This is a genomic window from Testudinibacter sp. P80/BLE/0925 (assembly GCF_053570785.1).
The window spans coordinates 188,097-211,726 of sequence record NZ_CM131636.1 but is presented as its reverse complement, the minus strand read 5'-3'; the positions used below and the strand labels follow the sequence as shown (position 1 = coordinate 211,726).

Here is a 23,630-nt window from a genome sequence, read left to right as displayed (position 1 = left end):
GAGGGAGAGAAGTCAGTTTGTCAGCAATCTCAAAGGACAACGTTGTTGTCCTTTTGTTTTTTTATCGCGGAGCAGATCACTTTTTGGCTACTATGCCGATTTAGCTCTGTTGTAGATAAACTAAAATGAGCAGATTGTCAGCGATACAAAAAATAAACCCCCACCATCGCTACCAAATATACAATCCCCGCCCATGCCAAATACGTCAGCCAAATTTTTTGTCGTTTGCCCTGTCGTACCAGGCTGAAGTTGAGCCAGGCGAATACCGGGGCGGAGACGAAGGAGGCGGTCATGGCGAAGGGGATCATTTTGCCGATGGCGCCGCTGAAAAACTGGATCACGATAAAGGCGGAAAGGGTGGTGAACAGCATGGAGTAGCGCAGGGCTTTGTCATGATGTGCACTGACCGCACTTGGGGCTGTGCTTTGGCGTAATAAAGCGACGGTTTGCTGGTTGCTGCGTGAGTAGCCGTCCACTGCAACGATGGTGGTGCCGTAAATGCAGATAAATGCCACCAACGCCATAAACCAGCGCGTCCATTCGCCGATACTGAGGGCGTACATCTCAACGAATTGGCGGATAAATTGTCCGCCTGCCAAGGTTGGGATCGGTTTGCCGTATTGCACCATTGCGCCCAGTGCCATAAACATCAAGGCGAGCAGGATGGTGACGAAATAGCCGCTGTTGAAATCGAGCAAGCGGCGTTGGCGGTAGTTCGGATCAAGGCGGCTTTTTTCCACCACCCATAACGAACTGGCGACACTCAATTCCATCGGTGCGGGCATCCAACCCATTAGAGCGATGAGAAACGGAATCGCGCCCAATGTCCAAGCCGAGGGGGCGGCGAAATCGGCACTGATTGCCAGGGCGCTGCGCCCGAAGGCAATTAATAATGCCAACAGCGTAATCAGCGACAGCAGTAACATAATGCTTTTGGAAACTTTATCCAAGCGCGGATATTGGCGCGAGAATAAAATTGCCAAAAAGCTGAACAGTACGATCAGATTTAAGCCGTTTAACGCCACCTCAAACGGGATCAACATGGTTAGCAGCACCGCCGATAACAGCGTGCCGCCGGCAACATTCACCATGGTGGCAAACAGATTGAACGCGAGAAACAGCCATAAATAGCCCTTGCCTTTTTCGGCGTAGCCCTGCAACACGCTTTTATTATTCAGCGCGCTGTAGTCAAAGGCGAAGCGGAAAAACGGATATTTCAACAGATTCACCGCGATGATAAACAAGGCAAGTTGATAGCCGTAATATGCGCCGGCTTGGGTGGAGGCGATGATATGCGAGCCGCCGACGCAGGACGATGCCATGATAATGCCAGGCCCAAATTGTTTGCTGAATGATTTCATTTAATCCCATGTCCTTGTAACTGCCGGATTGTGTGTTGTAAGTTTTGTGCTTGTGTGATTGCCGAAATGACCGCCACACCGTCCGCACCGGCTTGGCGGATCGAAAGTGCGGTTGCGCCGCTGATACCGCCGATCGCCACGAGCGGTTTTTCAATCCCCCGCTGCCGAATTTGTCGGATTAAATTTAAGCCGACCACGGCATTGGCGTCGGTTTTCGATTGGGTGGGGAAAATCGGCCCTACGCCGAAATAGTCCACCGCCCGTAATTCGGCATTCTCGATGGCTTGCTGCAAGGTATTGACCGATAATCCCAGTAATAACTTGCCTTGGCATTGTTCGATCACTTGTCGAACCGGGCGATCCGCCTGCCCGACGTGCACCCCGTCCGCTTGTAGCGCAAGTGCTAAATCCACATCATCATTCACAAAAAACGGCACATGATATTGTCGGCATAAATCACGGCATTGTGTTGCCAATTGGCGAATTTGCTGCGGATCTTGCAGTGAAAAGTTGCCTTTTTCACGAAATTGAAAACAACCGATACCGCGCTTTAAGGCTTGCTCCAAGCAGGCTAATAATGCTTGCGGCGGCGAGCCGCCTAAGTGACGGCAGTCTTGCGTACCGGCGATAAAATAGACGGCAAGCATTTGCTTAATGTTTGTCATTTTTTCCTTCAACGTAAGCCCCTTAACGCCGCCCTGCGATCGGCAGTGATGAAAATGCCCAATGGTTGGTCGGGCCGTGTCCGTGTCCGAGATTCAGCGGATGGGTGATTGCCGCGGTAATAAATTGCTTGGCGAGTTTGACGGCGATGGTCGGCGATTGCCCTTTTGCCAATTCGGCGGTAATGCAGGCGGAAAAGGTGCAGCCGGTGCCGTGGGTGTGCGGCGTGCGGTAGCGCGGGCTTTCGAGCGTGAAGCTGGCGCTCGGGGTAAACACCCAATCGCAACAGACCGCACTTTGCGAATGTTGGCTGTGTCCGCCTTTGATCACCACCGTTTTCACGCCCCATTCCTGCAGGTAGCGTGCCGCTTTTTCCGCACTTTTTGCGCCTAAAATCTCAATGCCGGTTAAGGCTTCGGCTTCGGGCAGATTGGGGGTGAGAATGTCAGCGAGTGGCAGCAAATGCTGCTTGAGTGCCGCGACCGCACTTTGCTGTAACAACGCCGCTCCGCCTTTGGCGATCATCACCGGATCAAGCACCAGATGTTGAAAGCGGTAACGGCGCAAACTCTCGGCGACCGCTTCAATAATCTCGGCTGTGCCAAGCATGCCCAATTTCACCGCCGAGATGTCGAAATCCTCGGCGACTGCTTGAATTTGCGCCTGAATGGTGGCGACCGGTATCGGGTGAATCGCGTGCACGCCTAAGGTATTTTGTGCGGTAATTGCGGTTACCGCACTTGTGCCGAATACGCCGCGCATTTGAAAGGTTTTCAAATCCGCCTGAATGCCTGCGCCGCCGCCGCTGTCGGAGCCGGCAATGGTTAAAGCTTGCGCAATATTAGACATAATCCGCCCTCGCCAGTTGTTGCACTTGCGCATTGTCCACTGCCGCCAGTTGATCTAAAAGTGCGGTATAGAATTGTCCGTGTTGCGATGGTTGTAAATTTTTTGCCGCCAGTTCGCCGGCAATGGCGTATGCGCTTGCCCCTTCGACCATCGCCTGAAAATCGTCTTGGGCGGCGACGGCTAAGAATGCACCGCAGACCGCACTTAACAGGCAGCCTGAGCCGGTAATGCGCGGAAACAGCGGCGTGCCGTTGCGAATATGCGCCACTTGTTTGCCGTCGCTAATCACATCAATTTCGCCGCTAATCATCGCCACGCAATGATACTGTTGTGCAATTTTGTTTGCGATAGAATCCAAATCTGCGTTGCCACTGCCGACATCCACCCCTTTGCTTTGCCAACTGACATTGGCGAGAAACGCCATTTCACCGGCATTGCCGCGAATGGCGCTGAAGCGGATTGCTTGCAGCAATTGCGCCACCGTTTGTTGGCGGAAGCGGGTTGCGCCCACGCCGACCGGATCAAGCACCACCGGAATGCCGTGGCGGTTCGCCGCTTTTCCGGCAAGCAACATCGCTTGCACCTGCCCGGCGGTCAGCGTGCCGATGTTAATCACCAAGGCATTGCAAATGCGCGGCAGTTCGTCCATTTCTTCGACCGCACTTGACATAATCGGCGAGGCGCCGAGTGCCAATAAACCATTGGCGACATAATTGGCGACAACAATGTTGGTGATATTGTGAATCAACGGGTTACGTTGGCGCAGTTGGCTGAGATAATCGGTGGTCAGCATAAATTAATCCTTCAGTTGTACGGCGTAATCGGCGAGTGTCGGCACGCTTTTGATTAAGCCTTGTCGTTGCATAAATTCCGCCATCTGCCGATAGCGGTTTTCGTCAAGGGCGCGCGGGCGCAGCGCCAAGCGCGGCAGGGTATCACGCCAAGCAAGGCGGTTGAGTTCGTTGTCTAACTCATTTGGTTTATAGCTGACAAAATCCTGCCATGCTTGATCAGGGTGGTTAATCAGATAGATCGTGGCTTGTTCAAGTGCGGTCAGAAAGGCACGCAATTTTTTGTCGGACAGCTTGTTTTTGTTGGCGACCAAAATCAGCTCGTCATAAGCCGGCACGCCGTGTTCTTCCGGATAAAACGCCAAACCCGGTTGTTTTTCCAGATCCATTTGGTTCAATTCAAAATTGCGGAATGCGCCGATCACCGCCTCGACTTGACCGCTGATCAGCGACGGCGACAATGACCAATTGACATTGATCATTTCAATATCTTTTTCGCTTAAACCGTATTTTGCCAACATCGCTTTCAGCAGACTGGTTTCAAAACCGCTGACCGAATAACCGATTTTTTTACCTTTCAGATCAGCGATGGATTTGATGTTGCTGCTTTGCAGCACCACCAAGCTGTTGAGCGGGGTCGCAACCAAGGTGCCGACGCGCACCAACGGCAAGCCTTCCGCCACTTGCATTTGCAGTTGCGGTTGGTAATCGACCGCCAAATCCGCTTGCCCGGCGGCAACCAGTTTCGGCGGCATTGAGGGATCGGCCGGTTCGATAATTTCAACCGTTAAATCGTGGGCGGCGAAATAGCCTTTCTGTTGCGCCACAATCAAAGCGGCATGATCGGGATTGACGAACCAATCCAGCAGCAGCGTGATTTTTTCTTTCGCCTGCAACGGCTGGCTCAAGAGTAAAAGTGCGGTCAGAGCGGTGAAAAAGGTTTTCATGGTGTTTTCCTGTTGTGAGTGTGTGAATTATCGTTAGCTAAGGTCTAATCCCATTTGCCAAAATGCCACTTCCATGCGGGTGGCGGTGGTGAAAATCTGTTGCACTTTGGCGCGTTGTTTCGCGGTTAAGTCGCGGCACAATTGGTTGAGCAATTCGCCTAATTGTGCGGCGGCTTGTTGGAAATCCGCGGCGGCGTAGTTGTCGATCCAGTCTTGATAGGGATTATTCGGCGGGCTGAGTTTCTGTTCCGCGATCCAACGGGCGATTTCGGCATAACCGAGCGCGCAAGGCGCAATCGCCGCATACAAATCCGCCAGACTGCCGTTAATGCCGCAATCCAACACATAACGGGTGTAGGCAACGCAAGCGGGGGATTCGGGCGTTTGCAATAATTCCTCTTCGGCAATGCCCCACTGACGGCAGAAGCCGATATGCAGTTGAATTTCTTGCAATAAAATGCTGATGGCATGATTGGCTTGCTGCATTTGTGCGAAGTTGTCGGACTTAAACAGACTCAACGCCAAGGCGCGGTTATATTGAAACAGATAGAGATAATCCTGTTTTAAGTAGTGCTGGAAACTGGCTTTCGGCAGTTCGCCGCGCGCCAATTGCAACACAAACGGATGTTGGGTGTACGCCAGCCAATGCGGTTGTGCCTGTTCGATTAAGTGTTGGGTGATGGTCATTTTTTCCTCTTTTTTTATGCTCGCTTTTTTATTTAGTTGAGTTGAGCCGCCCATGGAATAAAACGGCGTAACAGTCGGTCGACGACAAAATATAAGCTCAGCGCCATTAATATTAACAACAGCAGGGCGGCGAACATCAGATCGACCTGCATGCGTGCATTGGCGTGCAACATCAAATAGCCCAAACCTTTTGATGAACCGACCCATTCGCCGACCACAGCACCGATTGGCGCAACCGAAACCGCAATGCGCAAGCCTGACGCCAAGGCGGGCAATGCCGCCGGCAACCGCACTTTGAACAGCAACGGTAAACGTTTTATTTGCATACTGTGGGCTAAATCCAGCCACGCTTGCGGAGTGTTGCGCAAGCCGTCGTAACAGGCGGCGGTGACCGGAAAATAGATAATCAACACCGTCATCACGATTTTTGAAGCCATGCCGTAGCCGAACCACAGCACCAACAGCGGCGCAATCGCAAAGACCGGAATTGCCTGAGAAATCACCAGTAACGGCATTAAAAATGCAGAGATTGGGGCGGACAGTGACAACAACAGCGCAGAGCCTAAACCAAGCAAAAAACCGAGGGTTAAGCCGAGCAAAATCTCAAGTGCGGTAACTTGCGCGTGTTGCCACAGCAATGGGGCGTGGGTTTTCAGTTGTTGCGCGACCGCACTCGGCGCAGGCAATAGATAGTGCGGCAGTGCCAGCAGGCTGACCGCACTTTGCCACAACAACAGCAAAAGTGCGGTCAGCAGCAGGATTTTGGCGAGGGATTTCAGCTGCTTCACGGCGTTGTTCCCTCTAATAATTGCGCGATAAGCTGCTGTTGTAATTCGAGGCTGGCGGAATTGAGCGGGCGTGGTTTGCTTCCCGGCGGCGTAACAGCGTTGGTGAGCGATTGTGCGGTTTGCTGCAACACATAAATCTGATCCGCCAAACGCACCGCCTCTTGCGGATCGTGGGTGATTAACAGCACGGTTTTGTCTGCCAGCAGTTCACAGGCGAGATCTTGCAGTTGTAAACGGGTGACCGCATCCAATGCTGAAAACGGTTCGTCCATTAAAATCAGATCCGCCTGCTGCATTAAGCAACGTGCCAACGCCACACGCTGCCGCTGCCCGCCGGAGAGTTGATAGCAACGCTTGTGTTGGTGCTCCTGCATTTGTACCGCACGTAGCAACCGCTCGGCTTGTTGCCGGGTCGCTGCATTTTTCTTGCCTTGCAGATGGGCTTCCAGCTGCACGTTATCGACAATCGACAGCCACGGATAAAGCGAATCTTGTTGCGCCAGCCAGGCTAATTTTAGCGGACGGGCAAAGTGAATATTGCCTTGCCGAATGCTGTGCTGTTCCAATCCGGCAATCGCACGCAATAACGTGGATTTGCCCACGCCGGAACGCCCGAGCAGCACCGTCCATTTGCCGAGCGGCAGATCGAAATCAAAGTCATTGAACAACGACTGTTCGCCGAAAACTAAGGTTAAGCCGCGAATTTGCACCGCATTCATCGTGCGCACCACTAACGGCAATTAACGCAAGAAACGGGGGTTTACACAGAGAAAATCGGGAGAAAAAAGAGAAAGTGCGGTCTGATTGAACATCATCATAATAGTTTCCTACGTCAGCATTAACTGGATCAGGTTCACGGGTATCATCTCAGCCGCTTTCCATGTTTAAAAGCAGCACCCCGACTAGTGGACGTTTAATCTATAAAAATTATATCATCAGAACAACCGCTTTTTTTCAGAAGTTTGAACTGGATCAAATCTTATTTGAGAAATTTAATCGGATTGGCGGGATATTCTCTGCCGAATATCAGATTGATTTCACAATAAATTGGATCTAGCTCAAGATTTTGAATTTAATGATTTGCATTTCGTTTATTTGAGGCATATTGTTACCAGCGCATATTTTGGATCCTATATAATTTCAAGGATAAATATGTCTTTCAATGGATTAACAATAAAAATCATCAGAGGTTATATGAAAAAACTATCTCACTATCTTATTGTGCCGGCAGTATTACTATTATTGTCAGGTTGTGCGACGGAGTCATCCAGAACAATTGAAACTCCACGGGTGGCGTCCGCTCAAACGGTTTATCAAGGGGCAAAAGTGCCGGTTGCCATTGGGCAATTTGATAACCGTTCTGATTATCAAAATGGGATTTTCTCCGATGGCGTTGATCGCCTGGGTAGTCAGGCACAAACGATTTTGATGAGTGATTTGCAGCAGAGCGGGCGTTTCTCGGTTTTAGATCGCACAAATATGAATGCGATTAAGAATGAAGCAAAACTGAAAAAAATCAGCCAAAATATCAAGGGCGCACGTTATGTTATTACGGGCGATGTTACTGAATTTGGGCGTAAAACAACTGGCGATCACCAGCTATTCGGCATTTTAGGCAAAGGCAAATCACAAGTTGCTTATGCGAAAGTGAATTTAAATATTGTCGATGTGGAAACGTCAGAGGTGGTTTATTCTGCTCAGGGAGCTGGAGAATACAGCTTATCAAATCGCGAGGTGATCGGATTCGGAGGATCTGCCGGGTATGATTCTACGCTAAATGGAAAAGTATTGAGTCTGGCAATTCGCGAAGTCGTTGATAATTTGGCTCAAGGGCTGGAAAGCGGTGCTTGGAAGCCAAGTAAATAAGAGGTATTGTGATGACAATCTTCATGAAAATTGCATCGAAAACGGCTTTGGTGCTGGGAGCAGTATTGTTGACCGGTTGTGCTTCAAACAATGATATTTATGCTTGGCAAGGTAATGATTATAGCAAGAGTTTGTACGATTATTTGAATAGTAATGCCGCCGAAACAGAGCAAATTGCGACGTTGGAATCTATCGTTAACCGTGCGGAAAGTTCAGGTAAAAAAGTACCACCGGGATTGTATGCGCAGTTGGGGTTGCTGTATTCGAAACAAGGGGATTTGAATAAATCACAAATGTATTTTAATTTGGAAAAATCCACTTTTCCTGAAGCAGCGCAATATATAAACTTTTTACAAAACAATAAAGTAAGGGTGAAGTAATGAAAAAATTATGGATTCCTATCGTAGCATTGTCAGGGTTAATTTTATCCGGTTGTGCAGGCAACAGCGAGCCGTACGATTATTCTACTTTTTTAGAAAGTAAACCTCGTTCGATCTTAGTACTGATGCCGACCAATCAATCGACTGAAGTCAAGGCAGGAAGTGCGGTTTTAGCAAATACGGTCAAGCCATTGGCTGAAGCCGGATATTATGTTTTTCCGGTAGCCGTTGCAAATGAAACATTCCGTCATAATGGCGTATATGAAGGGCATGAAATTCAGCAGATTCCACACCGAAAATTACATGAAATTTTTGGTGCGGACAGTGCACTCTACATCAATGTGACAGATTATGGTTCGAGCTATGTGCTGATTGATAGCATAACGACGGTTAAAGTGGAAGGTAAGTTGATTGATTTGCGTAATGGCGCAACGCTATGGCGCGGGCAGGCAGTTGCTTCAAGCAGTGAGCAAGGCAATAATGGTGGTGGTAATGTAATCGCTATGTTAGTGGTTGCAGCAGTCAAGCAAGTTGTCAACACCGTCGCCGACCAAGGCTTTGATGTGTCAGTTTTGGCAACTCAACGCCTCCTCAATGGCGGCTATAACGGCGGATTATTATATGGACCTTATTCACCGCATTATGGTAAAGACCCACAGTTAAAATAGGATTAATTTGTCCTATGAAAAAACGATCTTGCCTAAAACAAGATCGTTTTTTTACCCAAAGAAATTACAGCATATGACGCAATTCTAAAGTATAATAACCGCCATTTTCTATCTACAATCAGCGATAAAACTATGAGTTCGACATTCAACGTAAAAACCTTTCAAGGTATGATTCTCGCCCTGCAAGAATACTGGGCAAACGTGGGCTGTACGGTGGTGCAACCTTTTGATATGGAAGTGGGGGCTGGCACATCGCACCCGATGACCTGTTTGCGTGCCTTAGGCCCTGAGCCGATGGCGTTTGCCTATGTGCAGCCGTCGCGTCGCCCGACCGACGGACGTTACGGCGAAAACCCGAATCGTTTGCAGCACTATTACCAATTCCAAGTGGTGATTAAACCGTCACCGGACAATATTCAAGAATTATATTTAGACAGCCTGAAAATGCTCGGTTTTGATCCGACCCAAAATGATATTCGTTTTGTGGAAGATAACTGGGAAAACCCGACGTTAGGCGCGTGGGGCTTGGGCTGGGAAGTGTGGTTGAACGGCATGGAAGTGACCCAATTCACCTATTTCCAACAAGTGGGCGGTTTGGAATGCAAACCGGTGACCGGTGAGATTACCTATGGTTTAGAGCGGTTGGCGATGTACATTCAAGGCGTAGACAGCGTGTATGACTTGGTGTGGTCGGACGGTCCGTTAGGCAAAACCACTTACGGCGACGTGTTCCACCAAAACGAAGTGGAGCAATCGACCTATAACTTTGAATACGCCAACACCGAATTTTTATTCTACTGCTTCGAGCAATATGAAAAAGAAGCGCAAGAGCTGTTAGCATTGGAAAAACCGTTGCCGTTACCGGCTTACGAACGCATTTTAAAAGCGGCGCACAGTTTTAACTTGCTCGACGCACGCAAAGCGATTTCCGTCACCGAACGCCAACGTTATATTTTACGCATTCGCGCTTTAACCAAAGGCGTTGCCGAAGCCTATTATGCTTCGCGTGAAGCCTTGGGTTTTCCGGGGTGTAAAAATAAGCGGCAATAAATAAGTAGGTAAATATGACTAAACCAGTTCTGTTTTTTGCACACCTTTGCCCTGATACCGAGCCTTTCATAGCGGAATTAAACGCCTTAAAGGTCGCGTATGAAAGTGTGAATATCTTTGAAAGTATGGCGAATTTTAAACGCTTTTTAAAACTGCGCGATAGTGACCGCACTTTTGATGAGGCGAAACAAAACGGTTATGTCGGCATTCCGGCGTTGCTGTTGGCAAACGGGGAAATTATCCTTGAACTCAATGAATTAAAACGCCGATTTGGTTAAGTCTATGAATTCACTGCAAACGACCAACCAGCAATTAATCCTCAATATTGCCGAGATTATCACCACTGCACGCCAACAAGTGCGGCAGGCGGTGAATGTCGCGATGGTGCAAAGCTATTGGGAAATCGGGCGTTTGATTGTGGAAGACGAACAACAAGGCGAACAACGCGCCCAATACGGCAAATATCTGTTGCAAGAGATTTCGCAACGTTTAACAGAGATGTTTGGTAAGGGGTTTGACGAACGTAATTTACGCAAAATGCGTCAATTTTATCTTACCTTTCCAATTCGGGACTCAGTGAGACCCGAATTAAGTTGGACACATTATCGCCGTTTAATTCGTGTAGAAAATGCTACTGCAAGACAATGGTATCTTAATGAAACGATTGAACATAATTGGTCAGTCAAAGCTTTAGACCGCCAAATCTCCGTTTTATATTACGAACGTTTATTGGCAAGCCAAAATAAAGCTTTGGTCACGCAAGAAGCGGAACAAAAAACCGAACCGTTAAAAGAAACCATTCAAGATTATCTGCGTGATCCTTATATTTTGGATTTCTTGAATTTGCAGGACAAAACCTATCAAGAAAATCAAATAGAACAGGCGATTATCAGTAACTTGCAAGATTTCCTATTGGAACTCGGTAAAGGTTTTGCCTTTGTCGAACGACAAAAGCGCGTACGATTTGATGATGAAGATTTTTATATCGATCTGGTTTTCTATAATTTCAAATTGAAATGTTTTTTATTGATTGATCTTAAAATCGGCAAATTAAAACATCAAGATATTGGGCAAATGGACACCTATGTGCGTTTATATGACGAGCAATTTAAAGGCGAAGATGACAACCCGACCATCGGCTTAGTCTTATGCAGCGAGCAGAGCGAAGCGGTGGCGAAATATTCGGTGCTTGCCGACAGAAAACAGATTTTCAGCTCAAAATATGTTGCGTATTTGCCAACCGAACAAGAACTGGAACGGCAATTGGCTTCTAGTGTCATGCAAGTGCGAGAAGCGGCGGCAGTTTATAAAATAAAATATTAATACATAGCGTGGTGATCCCACATTTAGAAAGAGAAATGAAGATGAAACAAAATTTCCTTGCCGAGATCGGCACAGAAGAGTTGCCACCGAAGGCACTTAAAAAATTAGCGACGGCGTTCGCCGACAATGTGGAAGCGGAGTTGAAGCAAGCGGGTCTTGCCTTTGATAACGTTGAATGGTTTGCTACGCCGCGTCGTTTGGCGGTGAAGGTGTTGGGTTTGGCGACTTCGCAGCCAAGCAAAGAAGTGGAAAAACGCGGGCCTGCGGTTGCGGCGGCGTTTGATAAGGAAGGCAAGCCGACCAAAGCGGCGGAAGGCTGGGCGCGCGGTTGTGGCATTAGCGTCGATCAAGCGGAGCGTATCGCCACCGATAAAGGCGAATGGTTGGTTTATCGTGCCGTGGTGGAAGGGCAGGCGACCAAAAATCTGCTGGTCGGTATGATTAGCAGCGCCTTGGCGAAATTGCCGATTCCAAAAACCATGCGTTGGGGCGATAAAAGCGAGCAGTTTGTGCGCCCGGTGCACACCGTCACTTTATTATTGGGCGATGAGCTGATTAACGGCGAAATTTTGGGGGTGGCAAGTGGTACGACTGTTCGCGGACACCGTTTTTTAGGCGAGCGTGAATTCCAAATCAGCCACGCGGATCAGTACCCTGCGCTGTTAGCGGAAAAAGGTTCGGTGATTGCCGATTTTAATCAGCGCAAAGCCTTGATTTTGGCAAAAGCACAAGAAAAAGCGACCGCACTTGGCGGTGTGGCAGATATTGAAGACGCTCTGCTTGATGAAGTCACTTCGTTGGTGGAATATCCGAATGTGTTAAGCGCCACCTTTGAAGAGCGCTTCTTGGCTGTGCCGGCGGAAGCCTTGGTTTACACCATGAAAGGCGACCAAAAGTATTTTCCAATCTATGATAAAAACGGCAAATTGCTACCGCACTTTATCTTTGTTTCCAATATCAATCCGCAAGATCCGACGGCGATCATCGAGGGCAACGAAAAAGTAGTGCGTCCACGTTTAACCGATGCGGAGTTTTTCTTTAAAACCGACTTAAAACAGCGTTTGGAAGACAACTTACCGCGCTTGGGAACCGTGTTGTTCCAACAGCAGTTAGGCACATTACGCGATAAAACCGCGCGTATCGAACAATTAAGCGGCATTATCGCGGCACAAATCGGTGCGGACGAAACCCAAGCGAAACGCGCCGGTTTGTTGTCAAAATGCGATTTGATGACCAACATGGTGTTTGAATTCACCGATACGCAAGGGGTGATGGGCATGCATTATGCCCGTCATGACGGCGAAGACGAAGCCGTGGCGGTGGCGTTGAACGAACAATATATGCCGCGTTTTGCCGGTGATGATTTACCACACAGCCTAGTGGCGTGTTCGGTGGCGTTGGCGGATAAATTGGATACTTTGAGCGGTATTTTCGGCATCGGACAACATCCGAAAGGCGACAAAGATCCGTTTGCCTTGCGCCGTGCCGCACTTGGCGTGTTGCGGATTATCGTTGAGAAAAAATTGCCGCTGGATTTGCAAACCTTAGTGCAAAGTGCGGTCGAATTGTACGGTGATAAATTAACTAACGCTAACGTGGTAACCGACGTGGTGGACTTTATGCTGGGTCGTTTCCGTGCGTGGTATCAAGACGAAGGTTTCAGCGTGGATGTGATCCAAGCGGTGTTGGCACGCCGTCCGACCAAACCTGCCGATTTCGACAAACGCGTGCGTGCGGTGGCGCATTTCCGCACCTTAGATTCCGCCGAAGCCCTCGCCGCCGCCAATAAACGGGTGAGCAATATTTTGGCGAAAGTGGAAGGCGAATTGCCTAACAGCGTAAACCGCACTTTGTGCCAAGATCCGGCGGAAACCGCACTTGCGGATCAGGTTGCCGAGTTACAGCAAAAATTGCAACCGTTATTTGCCAACGGTGACTATCAAACCGCACTTGAGCAACTTGCCGCGCTGCGCCGGCCGATCGATAACTTCTTCGATAACGTGATGGTGAATGCGGAAGATCCGGCGTTGCGTCACAACCGTTTGGCGTTGTTGCATAATTTGCGTGAGTTGTTCTTGCAAGTAGCGGATATTTCGTTGTTGCAATAATTGATTCTGATGTCAAAGGAAAGGGCTAACATTTGTTAGCCCTTTTTTGTCTCTTTTATTTTTGGCTTATTTTAATAAACCGGCGCTGTCAAGTGCCGCGCTGACAACCGGCTGTGCTTCTTCGCTTAACACGGTTAATGGTAAGCGTAAGAAGGGTTCGTTGATCAGTCCGATTTTGTAGCACGCCCATTTGACCGGGATCGGATTGGATTCGACGAACAGGTTTTTATGCAGCGCCATTAAGCGGTTGTTGATTTCATCGGCTTGGGCAAAGTCGCCTTTTAAGGCGAAGTGACACATTTTTGCCATATCGGCAGCGGCAACGTTGTTGGTGACGGAAATCACCCCTTCGCCGCCGGCTTTGATCGCCTCTAATCCGGTGGTGTCATCGCCGCTTAATACGATGAAATCTTTGCCGGCTAATTCTTTGATTTTGCTGACGCGGCTGACATCGCCGGTTGCCTCTTTAATGCCAACGATATTCGGGATTTTTGAGAGGCGTGCTACGGTTTCCGGTTTGAGATCGCTGCCGGTGCGCCCCGGTACGTTATATAAAATCTGTGGTAAATCGGTACTTTCGGCGATGGCTTTAAAGTGTTGGTACATCCCTTCTTGCGTCGGTTTGTTGTAGTAAGGCACAACCGATAAACAACCGGCAACACCGCTGCCGTGCAGTAATTTGGTCATGGTAATGGCTTCGCTGGTCGCGTTGGCACCGGTGCCGGCAATAATCGGAATGCGCCCTGCGGCATATTCGACGGTCTTCAGAATCACCTTAACATTTTCATCAATACTTAGGGTCGCAGATTCCCCGGTGGTGCCGACGGAAACAATCGCATCGGTTCCGGCTGCGATATGAAAGTTTACCAGCGCTTCCAACTCGGTGTAATTCACTTCGCCGGAACTGTCCATCGGAGTGATAAGCGCAACGATACTGCCTGAAAATAAAGGGTTACTGGCCGACATAAAACTTCTCCTGTGTGTTTCTTGTTGCTTTATTGATGAAATCGTTTGATTATTCTAGATTGCCAAATTTGTCGTAGTTTGCAAGTGGTTTTTTTATTTTCCGGCAGATAAATCAAAAAAAGTGAAAACGGCTTGATTTAATGGTAGTTTAAGTGCGGTATCCTTCGCTAATTTTGGAGAGTAAAGATGTTATCAATATTAAAGTGCGGTGTTGCGGCACCGAAATTTACCTTGGCGGATCAACGGGGCAATCAGGTCAGCTTGGATGATTTTACCGGAAGAAAAGTGTTATTGTATTTTTATCCGAAAGCACTGACGCCGGGCTGTACCACCCAAGCTTGCGATTTGCGTGACGCTAAGCGGCAGTTGGAGCAACTGGGAGTGGTTATTCTGGGCGTTAGTCCGGATCTGCCGGCAAAATTGCGTACTTTTGAAGAGAAAAAGGCGCTCAATTTCACTTTGTTGTCTGACCCTGATCATCAGGTTGCCGAGCAGTTCGGGGTGTGGGGCGAGAAACAATTTATGGGACGTCGCTATGACGGCATTCACCGGATCAGTTTTTTGATTGATGAAAATGGGATGATTGAGCAGGTGTTTGATAAATTTAAAACCAAAGATCATGCCCGGGTGGTGCTGGATTATTTGGCACGGTAAACCAAAAGTGCGGTTTACCGTGTTTAGGCGTTTAGCTTAAATCTGTCGGAATGTGGTAAATCTCTCCGCCTTTTCGTTTAAATTGTTGCGCCATTTCCGCGAGCCCCAGTTGCTGTTCCGCAGGGAGCGCTGCGGCATAATCCCTGACTTCCTGTGAAATTTTCATCGAACAGAATTTCGGCCCGCACATCGAGCAGAAATGGGCGACTTTGCCGGATTCTTGCGGCAGGGTTTCATCGTGATAGGCGCGGGCGGTTTCGGGGTCTAATGCCAGATTGAATTGATCTTGCCAACGGAATTCAAAGCGGGCTTTCGACATCGCATTATCCCGAATTTGCGCTGCCGGATGACCTTTGGCAAGATCGGCGGCATGGGCGGCAATTTTATAGGTGATTAACCCTTGTTTGACGTCGTCTTTATCAGGCAGGCCCAAATGCTCTTTCGGCGTGACATAACACAACATGGCACAGCCGAACCAACCGATCATGGCGGCACCAATTCCGGAAGTAAAATGATCGTAACCGGGAGCAATATCGGTGGTGAGTGGCCCGAGGGTATAGAATGGCGCTTGGTGGCAGTGTTCCAATTCCTCGGTCATATTACGCTGAATCATCTGCATCGGAATATGCCCAGGGCCTTCAATCATCACTTGTACATCATACTCCCACGCAATTTTCGTCAGCTCGCCTAAGGTGTAAAGCTCGGCGAATTGGGCTTCATCATTGGCGTCTTGAATCGAACCAGGACGCAAGCCGTCACCGAGCGAGAGCGAAACGTCATAAGCGGCGCAAATTTCGCAGATCGCACGGAAATGCGTATATAAAAAATTCTCTTGGTGGTGCGACAAACACCATTTCGCCATAATCGAGCCGCCGCGCGACACAATTCCGGTCAGGCGTTTGGCGGTCATCGGCACATAGCGCAGTAGCGTGCCGGCGTGAATGGTGAAGTAATCCACCCCTTGTTCCGCCTGTTCGATCAGCGTGTCTTTAAACACGTCCCAAGTTAGGTGTTCGGCAACGCCTTTCACTTTTTCCAATGCTTGATAGAGCGGCACCGTGCCGATCGGCACCGGGCTGTTGCGCAAAATCCATTCGCGGGTTTCGTGAATATTGCGCCCGGTCGAGAGATCCATCACCGTATCGGCTCCCCAACGCGTTGCCCAGACCAACTTTTCCACTTCTTCCTCAATTGAGGAGCTGACGGCTGAATTGCCGATATTGGCATTGACTTTCACCAGAAAATTGCGCCCGATAATCATCGGTTCGGATTCAGGGTGATTAATATTGCACGGAATAATCGCCCGTCCGGCGGCAACTTCCTGTCGGACAAATTCGGGGGTGATTGCGGATGGCAGGTTTGCGCCGAAGCCCTGTCCGGGATGTTGCTGCAAGAGCACCGCACTTTGAATCCGGGCGCGCCCCATGTTTTCCCGAATGGCGATAAATTCCATTTCGGGCGTAATAATGCCTCGGCGCGCATAATGCAGCTGAGTCACGGTTTTGCCTGTTTTCGCCCGCCGTGCCGAGCGTTGCCATTGGAAACGTAATTGATCCAAGGCGCTATCCTGCAAACGGGATTGGGTATATTCGGAACTGACCGAACCGAGCACTTCGCTATCTTGCCGTTCTTCAATCCACTGGCTACGCAAGGGATGAATGCCTTGGTTGATGTTGATCTCCGCGGTTTCATCGCCGTAAACGCCGGACGTATCGTAGACCGGAATCGGTTCGTTCGCTTCAAACTGCGGATTGTTTTTATCGCCGCCGAGAAAGGTCGGGCTCAGTTGGATTTCACGCATTGGCACTTGGATATCGGCACGAGAACCTTGCAGATAAATACGTTTTGAGCTGGGGTAATGCGTCCCCTTCAACTCGTTGATAAATTGCTGTGCCGCTGCTCGTTTTTGGCGGCGGCCGTTTTGTTGCAGAGATTGGGTGTCAGACATGGCAAATTCCTTTATATCAAATAATAAACAGAAGTGCTTGTCCGGAGCGGCAGAAAATAGGTGTGGAGCAAGATAGACCGCACTTTGATGTATGCGGCTTTCCCTATCTTGGAAAATCATCATGTTGAGTATTCGACGATTGACTTGTTCCCTTCGCAGGTCTTAACCCGAGCAGGTTCCACGGATCCCGATTTACGGTCTCAGCCAATAAGGATTGGCACTCCGACAAGAGGGGGCAGTATAGGGAAGCGGTTTTAAACCGGCAAGTAGCAATATGCAAAAATGTGATTTCAGCAAGGTTTTAGTTGGGATTATCGAAGAGGCGGTCAAAAAGGGGAAAGTGCGGTTTGAACCGCACTTGGGATGTGTTTTAATATTGTTCGCCCTCTTCATTCGACGGCCAGGCATTGACCACGGCTTTCACCAGTGTTGCCAGCGGGATGGCAAAAAATACGCCCCAAAACCCCCACAAACCGCCGAAAATCAATACCGCCAGAATAATCGTCAGCGGGTGCAAATTCACGGCTTCAGAGAACAGCACCGGCACTAACAGGTTGCCGTCCAGAATTTGGATGATGATATAGCCTAACATCAAATACCACAACGTCGGTGTTACGCCGTATTGCACCAATGCCACCAGCGCAATCGGAATAGTGATTAACACCGCGCCGACATAAGGCACTAACACCGATAGACCGACCCCAACCGCCAGCAGGAGTGGGTAGCGCAAGCCGAAAAAGAGGAATAGAATGTAGGTAAACACGCCCACAATTATGATTTCCACAAATTTACCGCGGATATAGTTGGAAATTTGGGTTTTCATTTCCAACCATACTTGCGAGGCTAAAGTGCGGTTACGCGGCATGAAACGCATAACACCTTGAATTAATTCATTTTTATCTTTAACTAAAAAGAATACCATTAACGGCACTAAAAACGCATAAATCCCGATAGTGACCAAACTCAATAATGAGGAAAGGGAGTAACGCAAGGCAGACTCGCCGAAAGCCAATAATTTGGTACGGACATTGCTGAACAAAGAATCCAACATCGGATAGTCAATCAGATCCGGGTAGTGTTCCGGCAGGGTCAGTAGCCAGACATGCAGTTGATTGATCATATTCGGCAAATCTTGTGCCAATGAGATGGTTTGTGTCCACAAACGCGGTACAACAACGATGGTGATAAACACGATTAGGGTGACAAACAGCAATAAGGTAATACTGACGGCCGCAATCCGCGGCAGTTTGAGTTTTTCGGATAGAAAGGCAATCGGTGCTTCCAGCAGATAAGCCAGCACCAAGGCAATCAACAGCGGCGCGATAATCCCGCTGAAAAAATAGATGGCAATAAAGAGGAAAAATAAAATGGCGAATAGCCCTAAGGCCTGTGGATCAGTAAAGCGGCGTTTATACCATTTTTGAAACATTTCCCACATGGTCATTTTCCTATGGTCAAGTAAATCAGACTTTTTGATTATAACAAGTTATTGACTTAAAGAAAGATTAAAACTATTTTCCAAGCGACAAAATTGATGAGGAGAAAACCATGAGCGTAAAAATCTTACACAATCCAAAATGTTCAAAAAGCCGGGAAACCTTGAAGTTATTAGAAGAACAAGGGATTCGGCCTGAAGTCGAATTATATTTGCAGAAGCATTACTCGGTCGCCGAGTTGCAGCAACTTCGCCGTCGATTGGGGATTAGTGATGTGCGCGAAATGATGCGGGTCAATGATGAACTGTACCGCACTTTAGGGCTGGATAATCCCGAATTTACCCAAGAGCAGCGTTTGGCGGCGATTGCGCAACATTCGTCATTACTGGAACGCCCGATTGTGATCAACGGCGAACAGGCGAGAATTGGGCGCCCGCCGCAAGCGGTGTTGGAAATCTTATAAATTTAAGCAGTGTTTGACGAACGGAATGGTGAGTTTGCGTTTTGCCTGTAGCGACGCTTGATCCAGCTGTTGCAGGGTGTCAAACAGGCTTTGGGTATCCCGTTCCAAACGTTTGAGCAAAAACAGCCCGACTTCGTCCGGCAGTTCCAAGCCGCGTAAGTAGGCGCGTTGTTGCAGGGCTTTCAGTTTTTGTATTTCATCAAGCGGTTGTAGTTTGTGGATTTCGCCCCAACTCAGACGGGAACGGAGATCATTGAGGGAAATGGCGAGGTTACGCGGCGAGCTGTCGCCGCTCAGAATCAAAATGGTGCGTTTTTGCTCTTTAATCCGGTTATATAAATCGAAAAGTGCGGTTTCCCACTTCGCTTGCCCGGCGATCAGTTGCAGATCATCAATGCAGACCAGATCTTGACTTTCCAAGTTATCCAACACATCAGGCGAAAGGTGCCTTGCGTGTTTGAGCGGAATAAAACTGGCGCTGGCGCCGCGATCAAACAGATAATGGCAGCAGGCTTTGAGCAAGTGCGTTCTGCCGCTGCCATTTTCACCGTACAGATAAAAAAATTGCTGTTGCCGCTGTTGCAGGTGATGACGCAACGATTCAAGCAACAGCCGGTTATTTTCCCCGCAGAAATTTTCCAGGGTCAAATCATCAAGCTGTTGAATCGGCAATGTCAGTTGGACTGCGGTTGTCAAACGTTCACCTGCTTTTGATTAGATAAGGGGTTCTTCCTTGGCTTTGGGTAAAACCAAGTTCATGATCACGGCAACAATGGCACATAAACTGATACCTTTGAGCGAAACTTCGCCGACATTTAACATCATACCGCCGATACCGAAAGTCATCACCACCGAGATAATGCACAGGTTGCGCGGTTCGGAGACATTGACTTGCGCTTTAATCAGCGTACTCATGCCGACCACGGCAATCGAGCCGAACACCAACATCATAATCCCGCCCATCACTATGGTCGGAATCGTGGACAGGAACGCGCCGACTTTGCCGCAGAACGAGATTGCAATCGCCCACACCGCCGCCCACGTCATGATATTCGGGTTAAAATTACGGGTCAGCATTACCGCGCCGGTCACTTCGGCATAAGTGGTATTTGGCGGCCCCCCTAAGAACGAGGCGGCGGAAGTGGCGATTCCGTCACCGAGTAAAGTGCGGTGCAATCCCGGCTGTTTCAAGAAATCTTTGCCGGTGACCGAGCTGATCGCCATAATACCGCCGACGTGTTCAATCGCCGGTGCAATCGCAATCGGTAGCAAATAGAGAATCGCTTCCAGCTTAAATTCCGGGGTGGTCAAGGTCGGCAGGCTGAACCAATCGGCTTTGGCAATGGCGCTGAAATCAACCAAGCCCATTGTTAACGCCAGAATATAACCGACGGTAATGCCGAACATAATGGGCACTAAGCGCATTAAGCCTTTGGTAAACACGGCGACGATGAGCGTGGTCAGCAAGGTTGCCATCGAAACCAAAACCGCTTGTTGATACGGGAAAATTTGTGAGCCGTCGCCGCCTTTGCCTAGCGCCATATTCACCGCTAACGGTGCCAGCCCCATACCGATAATCATGATAATCGGACCGACCACCACCGGCGGAAACACCCGCTGCAAAATGCCGGCGCCTTTTAATTTAACCAACGCACTTAATGCCACGTAAACCAAGCCTGCGCCCATCAAGCCGCCCATTGTCACCGGCAAGCCCCAAGTGGCGATACCGTATTGCATTGGCGCAATAAAGGCGAAAGAGGACGCGAGGAAAATCGGCACTTGGCGACGGGTACAGAGTTGGAATAATAACGTACCGACACCGGCAGTCAAAAGTGCGGTATTGCTGTCAAGTCCGACAATCAACGGCACTAGGACTAGCGCACCGAAAGCCACGAATAACATTTGCAGCCCGACGAACGCCTGCTTGATTTGGCTTTGTGCCGGCAGATCGTCATGTACCGGAATAGAATTTTGCATGATATTGATTCCGCTTAATTATTTGGTGCCGAAAATTTTATCACCGGCGTCGCCTAAGCCCGGAATGATATAACCTTGTTCGTTCAAGTGATCATCAATCGACGCGGTGTACAACTCGACGTCGGGATGGGCTTTTTCCAAGGCGGCAATCCCTTCCGGCGCAGCCACTAACACCAAAACTTTGATTGAACGGCAGCCTTTGGCTTTCAATAAGTCGATCGTCGCGACCATTGAACCGCCGGTGGCAAGCATTGGATCGACCACAATCGCCAACCGCTCTTCCAAATCCCCCGCCAGTTTTTGGAAATACGGCACCGGTTCGAGGGTTTCTTCATTACGGTACATGCCGACCACGCTGATACGCGCGCTTGGAATATGTTCTAACACGCCGTCCATCATCCCCAATCCGGCGCGCAGAATCGGCACAACCGTGACTTTTTTGCCTTTAATCCGCTCAACTTCGACCGGGCCGTTCCAACCGTCGATAATCACTTTTTCCGTTTCTAAATCGGCGGTGGCTTCATAGGTCAGCAGACTGCCGACCTCGGTGGCAAGTTGGCGAAAGTTTTTAGTATTGATTTCAGCGGCGCGCATTAAACCGAGTTTATGCTTGATGAGAGGGTGTTTGACTTGAACCAGTTTCATTTTCTGCTCCTTGCTTAGGTTCTGGTGACCTTTTGTTTATTTGTTAAATTTTAATAGATAGGTTAAAGAATTAATAGCTTTTTATATCAAGCCGCGTTAATTTTGCCGAATGTCCGCGAAAAAGCGGACGGCGTCGTGATACCTGAATTTAGCTATCGCCAATAATTAACCGGGCATGTTACAATTATCACCGTTTGAATTATGCACACCGTAAAGCGGTGCTGATTCTAACTATGTCTTTTAGCTAAACAACTGAAACAGGAACTCATCGTGGAAAAGAAATCATTAAGTTATAAAGATGCCGGCGTTGACATTAATGCAGGTAATGATTTGGTTGACAGAATTAAAGAAGATGTCAAACGAACCCGCCGTCCGGAAGTGATGGGCGGACTTGGTGGTTTTGGAGCCTTGTGTTCTATCCCGAGCAAATATAAAGAGCCGGTGCTGGTTTCAGGCACGGACGGCGTCGGCACAAAACTGCGTCTGGCGATTGATTTGAATAAACACGATACCATCGGTGTGGATTTGGTTGCGATGTGCGTCAACGATTTGGTGGTGCAAGGGGCGGAGCCGCTGTTTTTCCTTGATTATTATGCGACCGGCAAACTGGACGTGGATGTGGCGGCAGACGTGATTAAAGGCATTGCCGACGGTTGCGAACAGTCCGGCTGCGCTTTGGTCGGCGGCGAAACGGCGGAAATGCCGGGTATGTATCATGCGGGCGATTATGATCTGGCCGGTTTCTGTGTCGGCGTGGTGGAAAAAAGCGAGATTATCGATGCCAGCAAAGTGAAAGTTGGCGACAGCCTGATTGCGCTTGCTTCCAGCGGACCGCACTCTAACGGCTATTCGTTGATTCGCAAAGTGTTGGAAGTGAGCGGCGCAGACGCCGCAACCGAATTGCTCGACGGCAAACCATTGGCGGAACATCTGTTAGCGCCGACCAAAATTTATGTGAAATCGGTATTACAACTGATCAAACACGTTGACGTGCACGCTATTTCTCATTTGACCGGTGGCGGTTTCTGGGAAAATATTCCGCGCGTTTTGCCGGCGCACGTGAAAGCAGTGATTAATGAAAGCAGTTGGCAGTGGGATTCCATTTTCAATTGGCTGCAACAACAAGGCAATATTGATCGCCACGAAATGTACCGCACTTTTAACTGTGGCGTCGGGATGGTGATTGCCCTACCGCAAAACGACGTGGAAACCGCACTTGCCTTATTGCAACAAGCCGGCGAAAAAGCGTGGGTGATCGGACAGATTGAGGCGTTGGGCAGTGATGAAAGCCAACAAGTGGTTATGCCGGTCGTATGATCAGAATTGCAGTCTTAATTTCCGGTGACGGCAGCAATTTGCAGGCATTGCTCGATGCCTGCGCAAGCGGACGGATTAACGGCAAAATCGTGACCGTGGTCAGCAATAAAGCCGAGGCTTACGGCTTGCAACGGGCGCAACAGGCGGGAATTGAAAACCGCACTTTCTTGCGTAAAGCCTATGCCGATAATCAAGCCATGGATTTGGCGATTGCCGGCTATTTGCAGCAGCAACAAGTGGATTTAATCGTCTTGGCGGGTTATATGAAAATCCTCAGCCCGGCGTTTATCCGGCCGTTTGCCGATAGAATTCTGAATATCCACCCGTCGTTATTACCCAAATATCCTGGCTTGGATACCTATCGTCGAGCCATGGAAGCGGGCGAGCGGCAACACGGCACCACGGTGCATTTTGTGAATGAAGAAGTGGATGCCGGTGCGATTGTGCTACAAGCCAAAGTGCCGATTTTCAGCGATGATCAAGAGCAGGATGTGATTGATCGCGTGAAGGCGCAAGAATTGCAAATTTATCCGCTGGTGGTCGCTTGGTTTGCCGATGGGCGTTTGCGTTTGCAAGACGGCAAAGCCTATCTGGATCAGCAACAATTGCCTTCGGACGGCTATGCCGCCGATTAAATCTGTTTGGGACGAGGCTGAAATTGTTGAATAATTAAGCGATTGTCAGCTATTATCCCAATTAATGGGAATTTTTTTGCAAAAATAGGTTCTAAGCAACGTATCCTT

At 49.0% G+C, this 23,630-nt stretch carries 25 protein-coding genes and 2 riboswitches; of the genes, 11 read left to right on the top strand and 14 right to left on the bottom strand.

The genetic code is table 11. From position 1 onward, the window contains the following. Positions 1 to 137: 137 nt before the first annotated feature. From ACWA5Z_RS00995 to ACWA5Z_RS00960, 8 genes are read right to left on the bottom strand one after another with little or no spacing between them, the layout of a single operon-like run. Complete coding sequence (locus tag ACWA5Z_RS00995; protein WP_431053479.1) at positions 138 to 1,361, bottom strand: NRAMP family divalent metal transporter; 1,224 nt, start codon at positions 1,359 to 1,361, stop codon at positions 138 to 140. After that, positions 1,358 to 2,026 (bottom strand): thiamine phosphate synthase, encoded by a 669-nt coding sequence (thiE, locus tag ACWA5Z_RS00990; protein WP_431053478.1) that lies wholly within the window; start codon positions 2,024 to 2,026, stop codon positions 1,358 to 1,360. Before thiE ends, ACWA5Z_RS00995 begins: the two co-directional genes overlap by 4 nt. A 22-nt stretch (positions 2,027 to 2,048) precedes the next feature. Then, complete coding sequence (gene thiD / locus ACWA5Z_RS00985; protein WP_431053477.1) at positions 2,049 to 2,873, bottom strand: bifunctional hydroxymethylpyrimidine kinase/phosphomethylpyrimidine kinase; 825 nt, start codon at positions 2,871 to 2,873, stop codon at positions 2,049 to 2,051. Beyond that, positions 2,866 to 3,666, bottom strand: a complete 801-nt coding sequence (gene thiM, locus ACWA5Z_RS00980; protein ID WP_431053476.1) for a hydroxyethylthiazole kinase — start codon at positions 3,664 to 3,666, stop codon at positions 2,866 to 2,868. Before thiM ends, thiD begins: the two co-directional genes overlap by 8 nt. A gap of 3 nt (positions 3,667 to 3,669) precedes the next feature. Next, a complete protein-coding gene (locus ACWA5Z_RS00975) occupies positions 3,670 to 4,611 on the bottom strand; it encodes an ABC transporter substrate-binding protein (protein WP_431053475.1) in 942 nt (313 codons plus the stop codon). Between the two features lie 33 nt (positions 4,612 to 4,644). Next, positions 4,645 to 5,292, bottom strand: coding sequence for a thiaminase II (tenA, locus tag ACWA5Z_RS00970; RefSeq protein ID WP_431054263.1), 648 nt, complete (start codon positions 5,290 to 5,292; stop codon positions 4,645 to 4,647). 38 nt (positions 5,293 to 5,330) lie between these two features. After that, positions 5,331 to 6,077, bottom strand: a complete 747-nt coding sequence (locus ACWA5Z_RS00965) for an ABC transporter permease (RefSeq protein WP_431054262.1) — start codon at positions 6,075 to 6,077, stop codon at positions 5,331 to 5,333. Between the two features lie 5 nt (positions 6,078 to 6,082). Beyond that, positions 6,083 to 6,805 carry an ABC transporter ATP-binding protein gene (locus ACWA5Z_RS00960; RefSeq protein WP_431053474.1) on the bottom strand — a complete coding sequence of 241 codons (723 nt, stop codon included), beginning with the start codon at positions 6,803 to 6,805 and terminating at the stop codon, positions 6,083 to 6,085. An 88-nt stretch (positions 6,806 to 6,893) separates the two neighbouring features. Continuing rightward, a riboswitch (TPP riboswitch) is annotated at positions 6,894 to 6,997 on the bottom strand. Positions 6,998 to 7,280: 283 nt separating this feature from the next. Between ACWA5Z_RS00960 and ACWA5Z_RS00955 the strand changes: the two genes are divergently transcribed. The 7 genes from ACWA5Z_RS00955 to glyS all read left to right on the top strand — a co-directional run bounded on the left by ACWA5Z_RS00955 (position 7,281) and on the right by glyS (position 13,481). Further along, positions 7,281 to 7,952, top strand: coding sequence for a CsgG/HfaB family protein (locus ACWA5Z_RS00955; protein ID WP_431054261.1), 672 nt, complete (start codon positions 7,281 to 7,283; stop codon positions 7,950 to 7,952). Between the two features lie 11 nt (positions 7,953 to 7,963). After that, entirely contained in the window at positions 7,964 to 8,332 is a 369-nt protein-coding gene (locus ACWA5Z_RS00950) for a DUF4810 domain-containing protein (protein WP_431053473.1), read from the top strand. Beyond that, a complete protein-coding gene (locus tag ACWA5Z_RS00945) occupies positions 8,332 to 9,000 on the top strand; it encodes a DUF799 domain-containing protein (RefSeq protein WP_431053472.1) in 669 nt (222 codons plus the stop codon). The genes ACWA5Z_RS00950 and ACWA5Z_RS00945 overlap by 1 nt, the downstream gene beginning before the upstream one ends. A gap of 132 nt (positions 9,001 to 9,132) precedes the next feature. Further along, the gene (glyQ, locus tag ACWA5Z_RS00940; RefSeq protein WP_431053471.1) at positions 9,133 to 10,050 is read left to right on the top strand and encodes a glycine--tRNA ligase subunit alpha; all 918 of its coding nucleotides are present in this window, start codon (positions 9,133 to 9,135) and stop codon (positions 10,048 to 10,050) included. 14 nt (positions 10,051 to 10,064) lie between these two features. After that, on the top strand, positions 10,065 to 10,328 hold the full coding sequence (locus ACWA5Z_RS00935) for a hypothetical protein (protein WP_431053470.1): 264 nt from the start codon (positions 10,065 to 10,067) through the stop codon (positions 10,326 to 10,328). Positions 10,329 to 10,332: 4 nt separating this feature from the next. Then, complete coding sequence (locus ACWA5Z_RS00930; protein ID WP_431053469.1) at positions 10,333 to 11,373, top strand: PDDEXK nuclease domain-containing protein; 1,041 nt, start codon at positions 10,333 to 10,335, stop codon at positions 11,371 to 11,373. A gap of 41 nt (positions 11,374 to 11,414) precedes the next feature. Further along, positions 11,415 to 13,481 carry a glycine--tRNA ligase subunit beta gene (gene glyS, locus ACWA5Z_RS00925; protein WP_431053468.1) on the top strand — a complete coding sequence of 689 codons (2,067 nt, stop codon included), beginning with the start codon at positions 11,415 to 11,417 and terminating at the stop codon, positions 13,479 to 13,481. A 66-nt stretch (positions 13,482 to 13,547) separates the two neighbouring features. On the opposite strand, the gene dapA is transcribed toward glyS, so the two are convergent. Beyond that, positions 13,548 to 14,447, bottom strand: coding sequence for a 4-hydroxy-tetrahydrodipicolinate synthase (dapA, locus tag ACWA5Z_RS00920; protein WP_431053467.1), 900 nt, complete (start codon positions 14,445 to 14,447; stop codon positions 13,548 to 13,550). A 186-nt stretch (positions 14,448 to 14,633) separates the two neighbouring features. Here dapA and bcp point away from each other — a divergent pair, with 186 nt between their 5' ends. Next, positions 14,634 to 15,101, top strand: coding sequence for a thioredoxin-dependent thiol peroxidase (bcp, locus tag ACWA5Z_RS00915; protein WP_431053466.1), 468 nt, complete (start codon positions 14,634 to 14,636; stop codon positions 15,099 to 15,101). Between the two features lie 31 nt (positions 15,102 to 15,132). On the opposite strand, the gene thiC is transcribed toward bcp, so the two are convergent. Continuing rightward, positions 15,133 to 17,049, bottom strand: a complete 1,917-nt coding sequence (thiC, locus tag ACWA5Z_RS00910; RefSeq protein WP_431053465.1) for a phosphomethylpyrimidine synthase ThiC — start codon at positions 17,047 to 17,049, stop codon at positions 15,133 to 15,135. 131 nt (positions 17,050 to 17,180) lie between these two features. Further along, a riboswitch (TPP riboswitch) is annotated at positions 17,181 to 17,284 on the bottom strand. A gap of 135 nt (positions 17,285 to 17,419) precedes the next feature. Continuing rightward, positions 17,420 to 18,487 (bottom strand): AI-2E family transporter, encoded by a 1,068-nt coding sequence (locus ACWA5Z_RS00905; RefSeq protein WP_431053464.1) that lies wholly within the window; start codon positions 18,485 to 18,487, stop codon positions 17,420 to 17,422. 110 nt (positions 18,488 to 18,597) lie between these two features. Here ACWA5Z_RS00905 and arsC point away from each other — a divergent pair, with 110 nt between their 5' ends. Beyond that, on the top strand, positions 18,598 to 18,948 hold the full coding sequence (gene arsC / locus ACWA5Z_RS00900) for an arsenate reductase (glutaredoxin) (RefSeq protein ID WP_431053463.1): 351 nt from the start codon (positions 18,598 to 18,600) through the stop codon (positions 18,946 to 18,948). Here arsC and hda read toward each other — a convergent pair. Genes hda through upp form a run of 3 tightly spaced genes read right to left on the bottom strand, consistent with a single transcriptional unit; the run spans position 18,943 to position 21,570 of the window. After that, a complete protein-coding gene (gene hda / locus ACWA5Z_RS00895; protein ID WP_431053462.1) occupies positions 18,943 to 19,644 on the bottom strand; it encodes a DnaA inactivator Hda in 702 nt (233 codons plus the stop codon). The two genes, arsC and hda, sit on opposite strands and share 6 nt — an antisense overlap. Positions 19,645 to 19,662: 18 nt before the next feature. Beyond that, on the bottom strand, positions 19,663 to 20,925 hold the full coding sequence (locus tag ACWA5Z_RS00890; RefSeq protein ID WP_431053461.1) for a uracil-xanthine permease family protein: 1,263 nt from the start codon (positions 20,923 to 20,925) through the stop codon (positions 19,663 to 19,665). An 18-nt stretch (positions 20,926 to 20,943) separates the two neighbouring features. Further along, positions 20,944 to 21,570: a uracil phosphoribosyltransferase gene (upp, locus tag ACWA5Z_RS00885; protein ID WP_431053460.1), complete on the bottom strand. Its 627-nt coding sequence runs from the start codon at positions 21,568 to 21,570 to the stop codon at positions 20,944 to 20,946. A gap of 270 nt (positions 21,571 to 21,840) precedes the next feature. Here upp and purM point away from each other — a divergent pair, with 270 nt between their 5' ends. Together purM and purN are read left to right on the top strand one after the other, a co-directional pair. Next, positions 21,841 to 22,887 carry a phosphoribosylformylglycinamidine cyclo-ligase gene (gene purM, locus ACWA5Z_RS00880; protein ID WP_431053459.1) on the top strand — a complete coding sequence of 349 codons (1,047 nt, stop codon included), beginning with the start codon at positions 21,841 to 21,843 and terminating at the stop codon, positions 22,885 to 22,887. Continuing rightward, entirely contained in the window at positions 22,884 to 23,522 is a 639-nt protein-coding gene (gene purN / locus ACWA5Z_RS00875; protein ID WP_431053458.1) for a phosphoribosylglycinamide formyltransferase, read from the top strand. Before purM ends, purN begins: the two co-directional genes overlap by 4 nt. The last annotated feature ends 108 nt before the right edge of the window (positions 23,523 to 23,630 follow it).

Excerpts from the sequence above, each read along its gene's own strand:
- ACWA5Z_RS00995 (WP_431053479.1), bottom strand. The coding sequence starts at position 1,361 with ATGAAATCATTCAGCAAACAATTTGGGCCTGGCATTATCATGGCATCG.
- thiE (WP_431053478.1), bottom strand. The coding sequence starts at position 2,026 with ATGACAAACATTAAGCAAATGCTTGCCGTCTATTTTATCGCCGGTACG.
- thiD (WP_431053477.1), bottom strand. The coding sequence starts at position 2,873 with ATGTCTAATATTGCGCAAGCTTTAACCATTGCCGGCTCCGACAGCGGC.
- thiM (WP_431053476.1), bottom strand. The coding sequence starts at position 3,666 with ATGCTGACCACCGATTATCTCAGCCAACTGCGCCAACGTAACCCGTTG.
- ACWA5Z_RS00975 (WP_431053475.1), bottom strand. The coding sequence starts at position 4,611 with ATGAAAACCTTTTTCACCGCTCTGACCGCACTTTTACTCTTGAGCCAG.
- ACWA5Z_RS00960 (WP_431053474.1), bottom strand. The coding sequence starts at position 6,805 with ATGAATGCGGTGCAAATTCGCGGCTTAACCTTAGTTTTCGGCGAACAG.
- ACWA5Z_RS00955 (WP_431054261.1), top strand. The coding sequence starts at position 7,281 with ATGAAAAAACTATCTCACTATCTTATTGTGCCGGCAGTATTACTATTA.
- ACWA5Z_RS00950 (WP_431053473.1), top strand. The coding sequence starts at position 7,964 with ATGACAATCTTCATGAAAATTGCATCGAAAACGGCTTTGGTGCTGGGA.
- ACWA5Z_RS00945 (WP_431053472.1), top strand. The coding sequence starts at position 8,332 with ATGAAAAAATTATGGATTCCTATCGTAGCATTGTCAGGGTTAATTTTA.
- glyQ (WP_431053471.1), top strand. The coding sequence starts at position 9,133 with ATGAGTTCGACATTCAACGTAAAAACCTTTCAAGGTATGATTCTCGCC.
- ACWA5Z_RS00935 (WP_431053470.1), top strand. The coding sequence starts at position 10,065 with ATGACTAAACCAGTTCTGTTTTTTGCACACCTTTGCCCTGATACCGAG.
- ACWA5Z_RS00930 (WP_431053469.1), top strand. The coding sequence starts at position 10,333 with ATGAATTCACTGCAAACGACCAACCAGCAATTAATCCTCAATATTGCC.
- glyS (WP_431053468.1), top strand. The coding sequence starts at position 11,415 with ATGAAACAAAATTTCCTTGCCGAGATCGGCACAGAAGAGTTGCCACCG.
- dapA (WP_431053467.1), bottom strand. The coding sequence starts at position 14,447 with ATGTCGGCCAGTAACCCTTTATTTTCAGGCAGTATCGTTGCGCTTATC.
- bcp (WP_431053466.1), top strand. The coding sequence starts at position 14,634 with ATGTTATCAATATTAAAGTGCGGTGTTGCGGCACCGAAATTTACCTTG.
- thiC (WP_431053465.1), bottom strand. The coding sequence starts at position 17,049 with ATGTCTGACACCCAATCTCTGCAACAAAACGGCCGCCGCCAAAAACGA.
- ACWA5Z_RS00905 (WP_431053464.1), bottom strand. The coding sequence starts at position 18,487 with ATGTGGGAAATGTTTCAAAAATGGTATAAACGCCGCTTTACTGATCCA.
- arsC (WP_431053463.1), top strand. The coding sequence starts at position 18,598 with ATGAGCGTAAAAATCTTACACAATCCAAAATGTTCAAAAAGCCGGGAA.
- ACWA5Z_RS00890 (WP_431053461.1), bottom strand. The coding sequence starts at position 20,925 with ATGCAAAATTCTATTCCGGTACATGACGATCTGCCGGCACAAAGCCAA.
- upp (WP_431053460.1), bottom strand. The coding sequence starts at position 21,570 with ATGAAACTGGTTCAAGTCAAACACCCTCTCATCAAGCATAAACTCGGT.
- purN (WP_431053458.1), top strand. The coding sequence starts at position 22,884 with ATGATCAGAATTGCAGTCTTAATTTCCGGTGACGGCAGCAATTTGCAG.